Here is a 6,708-nt window from a genome sequence, read left to right as displayed (position 1 = left end):
GTCTCACTCTCATGCAAAGGTGAGATCAACCATTTAATCCGCTTACCCATTATTTCCAGCTATTACCGCCATTACACAATCACGCTTCTCACCAGCGCAGCATTCGCCTACACTGACCTCATTCAGTAATGATTCTCATTCGATGTATAGTCGAGGCAGCCATGATCAAGACCATCACCTTTGCCTGCATGCACTTTTCCATCGCCTTTGGCGTGGTCTTCCTGATGACCGGAAGCGTCCTCATTGGCGGCGCAGTGGCGCTGGTCGAGCCGGCAATCAACACCGTCGCCTTCTACTTTCACGAGAAGCTCTGGAACCGCGCAGAGCGCCGCCGCAAAGCCCGTCCAGACGCCCTGCCCGCCTGACCCAAAGGCGCTGTGCAGGGAACTTTCCTGGCTGTGGCGGGTATTTGTAGGGACTTCATTATTTACGCCACCAGGAAGGTAACGCCTTGCCAACCTATCGAAAGACGCTCGGGATTTGCGCCGGATTGCTGGCAACCGTTGCACTCACGGCCAATGCCGGCGAGCCCTATGCCTATCCCGTCACCAACCCCTTCATGGCTACCGTTGCCGGGACACCGGAAAAACTGCGAGCCCCCACTCCCAGTGATGTGGATGTGCAGCAAACCGACCTCAAGGTTCGCGTGCTGCCCGACCGCAAGCTGCCTCCGGCTCTGTCCCAGTACCGCGACTTGCACTACCGCGTCGCCTGGCACGACGAGGCTGCGCCGCTGATCTTCCTGGTAGCCGGCACCGGCTCGGGCTATGACAGCACACGCATGGATTACCTCAAGCGCCTGTTCTGGCAGGCGGGCATGCACGTGATTGTGCTGTCCTCGCCCTCCAACCACGACTTTATTGCTGCCGCCTCCAACAGCGGTTTGCCCGGCATGGGCGCCGAGGATGCACGTGACCTGCACACTGCCATGACCCTGGCAGTCGAGAATGCGCGTCAGGAACTGGGCTTTGAAGTGACTTCTTACCGCCTGGCGGGCTTCAGTCTGGGTGCCCTGCACGCGGCGTTCGTCGCCGAGCTGGACACGCACCTTGGCCAGTTCGACTTTGAGCGGGTGCTGCTGATGAATCCGCCGGTTGACCTGTACGCCTCCGTAGGGCGTCTGGACGCCCTGTCCTACACGCGGATTGAGGGCGTTGACGACAACGACAGCTTTTACGAACACATTTTCCAGAAGCTCTCCCGCCACTTTGCCAGCCGCGGCAACAGTGACATCCAGGAAAGCCTGTTCGAAGAGATTCAGAGCTCGCCCGATGCGTTGACCGATCCGGAGCTGGCCATGTTGATCGGTGCCGTTTTTCGTTTTTCCGCTGCGGATCTCAGCTTTATGAGCGACCTGGTTACCCACGGCGGGCGCTATGTGCCGGCGGACGAGCAACTCAAAGTCAGCACGTCACTGACGCCCTACTTACGCCGCGCGTTGTTCTGCGACTTCAGCTGCTACATCAACGAGCAGTTGCTGCCCACCTGGCAACTGGAAAACGCCGACAAGACCATCGACGACATGGCCTGGGAGACCAGCCTGCGCAGTCTGCAGGACTTTCTGCAGAACAACCCTGACGTTGCCGCAGTCAGCAATGCCGACGACCTGATTCTGACCGAGTCCGATTACCGCTTTCTCGCCGATACCCTGGGCGAGCGGGCTTTCCTCTACCCCAGCGGTGGGCACGGGGGCAATCTGGACTACGCGCCGGTGACTGAGCGGTACCTGGCCTTCCTGCAGGGAGGTGCCCAATGAAGCGCCTTTTACCCCTTGCCTTGCTGAGCACGGCGCTGTCTTTCAGTGCAGTAGCGCAGGAGTCCGGCCCGCAGGTGCCGGCCTACAATGACCCGTTGCTGGAGCTGGATATCGACGAGCGGGACAACCGCTATCAGTTCGAGCGCTCCAGCCTGCGCGCCCTGAACGTACATGATCCGCTGGAGGGCGTTAACCGGCGTATTTACCGCTTCAACGCGCAATTTGACCGTTACGTCTACCTGCCGGTAGTACGCACTTACGTGTGGGCAACACCGAGCCCGGTGCGTACCGGCGTATCGAATGTGTTCGACAATCTGCGCGACATTCCCAACCTGGGCAATAGCCTGCTGCAGGGCAAGTTCCAGCGCAGCGGCGAAACCACCGCGCGCCTGCTGTTCAACAGCATCTTTGGCCTGGCCGGGATATTTGATGTGGCCGAGAAAATGGGGCTACCTCAGCAGGATGAGGACTTCGGCCAGACCCTGGGTGTCTGGGGTGTGCCGGCCGGGCCTTATCTGGTGATCCCCTTACTTGGCCCTTCGAGCTTGCGTGACGGCACCGGCCGCGTAGCCGACTGGGTGATTGAAGATTACGTCAACTACATGGACAACCGGGACTTCATGAACGACTACCAGGCAACCTGGGGTATCTGGGCGATCGACCTGCGGTACGGTATCCCCTTCCGCTACGGCGCCCTGGACAGCCCGTTCGAGTACGATCAGGTGCGCTATCTGCATACCAAGCTGCGGGAGTTCGAGATTTCGCACTGAGTCATTGTTACGCCAACGGCCCGTCTACGCGGGCCTTTTAGCCAACGCGAAAAATGATGTGATCTTCCCAGTCTTCATCGGCTACGCTGCCTTCGGGCAGCATCTGGCCAGCCAGCGAGATGCCCGCCTTGTGCACCGCCTGTTCATCGCCACAGATCAGCGGGTGCCAGGGCGGCAGATCCTGTCCCTCGGCGACCAGGCGATAGCCGCAGGTGGGCGGTAACCAGGCAAAATCCTGCGCCTTGCCCGGTGTCAGTTGGATGCAGTCCGGCACAAAGCGCTGGCGATTGGGGTAATCGCTACAGCGACAGCTATCCAGATCCAGCAACTTGCAGGCAATGCGCGTGTAATAGATCGCCTGCGGATCATCCTCGTCCTCCAGCTTTTGCAGACAGCAAAGCCCGCAGCCGTCACACAGCGACTCCCACTCGTCACGATCAAGCTCGGTCAGCGCCTTGCGCTTCCAGAATGGCACCACTCGCATCGCCATTGGTTAACCCTCTTCGCGCAAGTCATCGCCCAACCAGTCCATCACCTGGGCCAGGTCAAACGGAAAATCCAGCTCGGCGCCGCTGTCCGTGCGTTGAAGCACCGGAATACGCATCTGATAGCGCTGCATCAGCTCGTCACTGTCGCTGATATCGACCTCGCTAACGCGCAAACCGTCGGCAATAAGTGGCTGCAGCACCTGCATGGCGGCCTCACACAGGTGGCAGGCCTGCGTGCCATAGAGAGTGACAGGAGGGATGTGCTTCATGGAGGGTCACGGCGAGTCGGGAAACAGGCCGCTATTGTAGCGCCATTTGGGCCGGGCTAACGACTCTTAGCCGCTAACTGGCCAGAGCCCGAAAGGAAATAGCAATTTCCCTTCAGGCCATGGCGCGGACCAACTCAGTTGGCGGGCGTGTAGAACTGCGTGGAGTACTCATCCTGCGCCGGCTTGCGTACAGTGCCGACTTCCAGCATGTAGTCGACAAAGGACTGCGCATAATCGAGGAAGGTGTCCTCGGCGCGGCCGTCTTGGCTCACTGTGCCAAAGGTCACATAGCCATCCTGCCCCAAGGCGGTGAAGCTGTTGCTCACGACAGTGAGTACCATGGCATCGGTCAAAGGCTGCCACGCACCCTCATTGCGCACGCGATACTCGATATCGTACAACCGCTGACCTGCCGGACGATTCATATCCACATACCAGCGCAAGCCGGCAGCGTACGGATAGGCACCGCTGGAGTTGCTGTGGGCGTAATCAACAGCCTCATTCAGTACCTGGCGAATTTCCGCACCGGTAATTTCAAGGTTGGTCAACGTGTTGGCAAACGGCAGCAGCGTGTAGGCATCGCCAATGGTGATATCACCAGCAGGGATATCAATACGCACGCCACCCGCGTTCTGGATGGAAACATCGGCGTTTTTGCTCAGAAACAGGAAGGCATTGGCCACTACATTGGGAATGTCACCGCCACGGTTGGGGTCTTCGCCGGTGCAGGTGGTATCGCCGTAGGGCACACCCGGAATTCGCGCCAGGCACAGGTCTTCAGTGGCCATACCAACGACGTTATTGCGGAAGGTGTCGAGCTGCTGCGTGTAGCTGCTGAGCACAGCCTGGGCTGCGGCATCCGGCGCGGTCAGACTGAGCTGGGGATCGGCATCAATAGCCGCCATCACCTCAGCCTCGGCATCACCCGTCAGGGCAACGTCGTTACGGGTTGGCTGATCCAGCAACAGGTGCGGTACCCCTTCGCAGGAGACCACATTGCCTTCGCTGTCCCACTGTACATTCAGCTCGCCAACCACCTTGGCGTATTCCCAGGCTTGGGCCACGCAGACCGTATTGCCATCAGCATTGGTGACCCTGGTTGGATACTCGCCACCCGCATTCATACCGTAGGCAGCAAAATCGCCCAGCAGGGTGTGGGAGTCGCCACCGACGATGACATCCACACCCGACAGGTTGCGCGCCAGGTCCAGGTCATTCTCATACTGATAATGCGTCAGCAAGATGATCTTGTTGACGCCCTGCTCGGCCAGCTCGTTGATCATCGCCTGGGCCGTTTCCTGCTCATCCAGAAACTCGGTCGTTGCCAGCGGGCTGGAGCTGCCTTGAGTCTTGCCGCTGATATCGATGCCGATCACCCCGACCTGTTGGCCGTCCACCTCGTGAATGTAGTACGGCTTGATGTAGTCGTCTTCAGCAGCGGGGGCCAGCGGCGTGCCTACCTGTGGTTTGACGTTGGCAGCCAGCACTGCGGTGTCACAGCTATCTGCAGCGAGGTAATCGAGAAAATTAACCAGCCCCGCATCGCCCCGGTCAAACTCGTGGTTACCCAGGGCAAAGGCATCGAAACAGACCTCGTTCATCAGGGCTGCGTCAGCCTCACCCGCAAAACTGGAGAAGTACAGCGTGCCGGTGATCGCATCGCCGGCGTGCAGTTTCAGCACGTTGTCCAGCTCGGCTTCACGCTCTGCCATTTTGGCTGCTACGCGCGGAAATCCGCCCAGCGCAAAACTGGTTTCGGTGCCAGCGATATCAAGGTCGATGCTGGTTTCTTCCAGATTGGAATGGTGATCGTTGATATGCAGAATATTCAGCATCAAAGGCTGAGCCGCCGCATTATCGTCAGCACTGCTGTCGCTATCACTATTACAACCGCTCAACACCAGCGTTGAGATGACTGAAGTCAGGGCCAGTAAGGCATGAGGTCTCACGAATACGCTCCTATGTAATGAGTACTTCGAGCGCAAGCCTGCCAGCTGTATGTGTCAGTCCAATGATGCCGTCCTGGTGACAGCCCTCCCGGCCCTCGACAGCCTCTGGCACCTCCCGCATACTCGGCCCAACCACAGGAGCCATGCATGGATTGGGAAACACTGCTGTGCCGCGAACGACTGGGCAAACCGGTCGCCAGCGACGACGAATTGGGGCGTACGCCCTTTCACAAGGATCACGACCGCGTCATTTTTTCCGGCGCCTTCCGCCGCCTGGGCAAGAAAACCCAGGTTCACCCGGTATCCAGCAACGATCACATTCACACCCGCCTGACCCATAGCCTGGAAGTTGGCTGTGTCGGGCGCTCGCTCGGTATGCGGGTTGGCGAGATGCTGCGCAGCGAGATGCCGGACTGGTGCCAGCCAGCCGATCTGGGGGTGATCGTTCAGGCTGCCTGCCTGGCCCACGACATCGGCAACCCGCCGTACGGACACTCCGGCGAGGATGCTATCCGCCACTGGTTCCGCCAGGCTGAGCAGCGCGGCATGCTGGATCAACTGAGTGACGCCGAGAAGCAGGACTTTCTGCATTTTGAAGGCAACGCGCAGGGCTTTCGCGTACTGACCCAGATTGAGTATCACCAGGCCGAAGGCGGCATGCGCCTGACCTATGCCACCCTGGGTGCCTACCTGAAATATCCCTGGACTGCTCAGCATGCCAACGACCTTGGCTACAAGAAGCACAAGTTCGGCTGCTATCAGGCCGAGTTTCCGCTGTTGCAGCAGATTGCAGACAAACTGGGCCTGCCGGCCCTGGGACCGCACCGCTGGGCGCGGCACCCGCTGGTATATCTGGTCGAAGCTGCCGATGACATCTGCTACGGCTTGATTGATCTGGAAGACGGGCTGGAGATGGACCTGCTGGCTTACGCTGAGGTAGAGCGTGTGCTGCTGGATCTGGTGGGTGATGACCTGCCGGAGACCTATCGCCAGCTGGGCCCCAACGACTCACATCGGCGACGCCTGGCCATTCTGCGCGGCAAGGCAATCGAGCACTTGGTCAACGCCGCCGCACAGGCCTTTATTGATCAGCAGCCTGCGCTGCTGGCTGGTGAGCTGCAGGGCGACCTGGTCGAACACATGCCTGCCGCAGCGCGCAATTGCGTACTGACAGCCAAGGATATGGCGCGCAAGCGGATCTTCCAGGACAAGCGCAAGACACTGCATGAGATCGGTGCCTACAGCACGCTGGAAACCCTGCTGGACGCCTTTTGCAGTGCGGTCAACGAGCTGCACGCCGGGCAAAACCTGAGCTTCAAGCACCAGCGCATTCTTGATCTGATTGGCCACACCATTCCGCAGGCAGACTGGCCGCCCTACCGCAGCTATCTGCGGGTACTGGATTTTATCGCCGGCATGACCGACCTCTACGCCGCCGATATGGCCGCCCAGATTCGCGGCATCAACCCCGCCTGA

7 protein-coding genes are annotated in these 6,708 nt (G+C 59.6%); 4 read left to right on the top strand and 3 right to left on the bottom strand.

The window, feature by feature from the left end; translation table 11 throughout:
• The first annotated feature begins 161 nt into the window (after positions 1-161).
• From CNQ84_RS12455 to CNQ84_RS12445, 3 genes are all read left to right on the top strand, one after another.
• On the top strand, positions 162-365 hold the full coding sequence (locus tag CNQ84_RS12455; RefSeq protein WP_065335826.1) for a DUF2061 domain-containing protein: 204 nt from the start codon (positions 162-164) through the stop codon (positions 363-365).
• A gap of 86 nt (positions 366-451) precedes the next feature.
• Entirely contained in the window at positions 452-1,756 is a 1,305-nt protein-coding gene (locus CNQ84_RS12450) for a serine/threonine protein kinase (RefSeq protein ID WP_133065897.1), read from the top strand.
• The gene (locus CNQ84_RS12445) at positions 1,753-2,526 is read left to right on the top strand and encodes an MlaA family lipoprotein (RefSeq protein WP_096005184.1); all 774 of its coding nucleotides are present in this window, start codon (positions 1,753-1,755) and stop codon (positions 2,524-2,526) included. Before CNQ84_RS12450 ends, CNQ84_RS12445 begins: the two co-directional genes overlap by 4 nt.
• 37 nt (positions 2,527-2,563) lie before the next feature.
• On the opposite strand, the gene CNQ84_RS12440 is transcribed toward CNQ84_RS12445, so the two are convergent.
• The 3 genes from CNQ84_RS12440 to nadN form a co-directional block, all read right to left on the bottom strand.
• Positions 2,564-3,016 (bottom strand): YcgN family cysteine cluster protein, encoded by a 453-nt coding sequence (locus tag CNQ84_RS12440; RefSeq protein WP_083726286.1) that lies wholly within the window; start codon positions 3,014-3,016, stop codon positions 2,564-2,566.
• Positions 3,017-3,019: 3 nt separating this feature from the next.
• A complete protein-coding gene (locus CNQ84_RS12435; RefSeq protein ID WP_174704262.1) occupies positions 3,020-3,283 on the bottom strand; it encodes a glutaredoxin family protein in 264 nt (87 codons plus the stop codon).
• Between the two features lie 134 nt (positions 3,284-3,417).
• Entirely contained in the window at positions 3,418-5,118 is a 1,701-nt protein-coding gene (gene nadN, locus CNQ84_RS12430; RefSeq protein ID WP_096005183.1) for an NAD nucleotidase, read from the bottom strand.
• A gap of 261 nt (positions 5,119-5,379) precedes the next feature.
• Between nadN and CNQ84_RS12425 the strand changes: the two genes are divergently transcribed.
• Complete coding sequence (locus tag CNQ84_RS12425) at positions 5,380-6,708, top strand: deoxyguanosinetriphosphate triphosphohydrolase (RefSeq protein ID WP_096005182.1); 1,329 nt, start codon at positions 5,380-5,382, stop codon at positions 6,706-6,708.

The sequence above is a fragment of the Pseudomonas abyssi genome (assembly GCF_002307495.1).
GTDB classification, from domain to species: domain Bacteria; phylum Pseudomonadota; class Gammaproteobacteria; order Pseudomonadales; family Pseudomonadaceae; genus Halopseudomonas; species Halopseudomonas abyssi.
The sequence above is the reverse complement of the archived record's forward strand: the minus strand, read 5'-3'. Positions and strand labels throughout refer to the sequence as shown.

Excerpts from the sequence above, each read along its gene's own strand:
- CNQ84_RS12425 (WP_096005182.1), top strand. The coding sequence starts at position 5,380 with ATGGATTGGGAAACACTGCTGTGCCGCGAACGACTGGGCAAACCGGTC.
- nadN (WP_096005183.1), bottom strand. The coding sequence starts at position 5,118 with ATGCTGAATATTCTGCATATCAACGATCACCATTCCAATCTGGAAGAA.
- CNQ84_RS12455 (WP_065335826.1), top strand. The coding sequence starts at position 162 with ATGATCAAGACCATCACCTTTGCCTGCATGCACTTTTCCATCGCCTTT.
- CNQ84_RS12435 (WP_174704262.1), bottom strand. The coding sequence starts at position 3,283 with ATGAAGCACATCCCTCCTGTCACTCTCTATGGCACGCAGGCCTGCCAC.
- CNQ84_RS12440 (WP_083726286.1), bottom strand. The coding sequence starts at position 3,016 with ATGGCGATGCGAGTGGTGCCATTCTGGAAGCGCAAGGCGCTGACCGAG.
- CNQ84_RS12445 (WP_096005184.1), top strand. The coding sequence starts at position 1,753 with ATGAAGCGCCTTTTACCCCTTGCCTTGCTGAGCACGGCGCTGTCTTTC.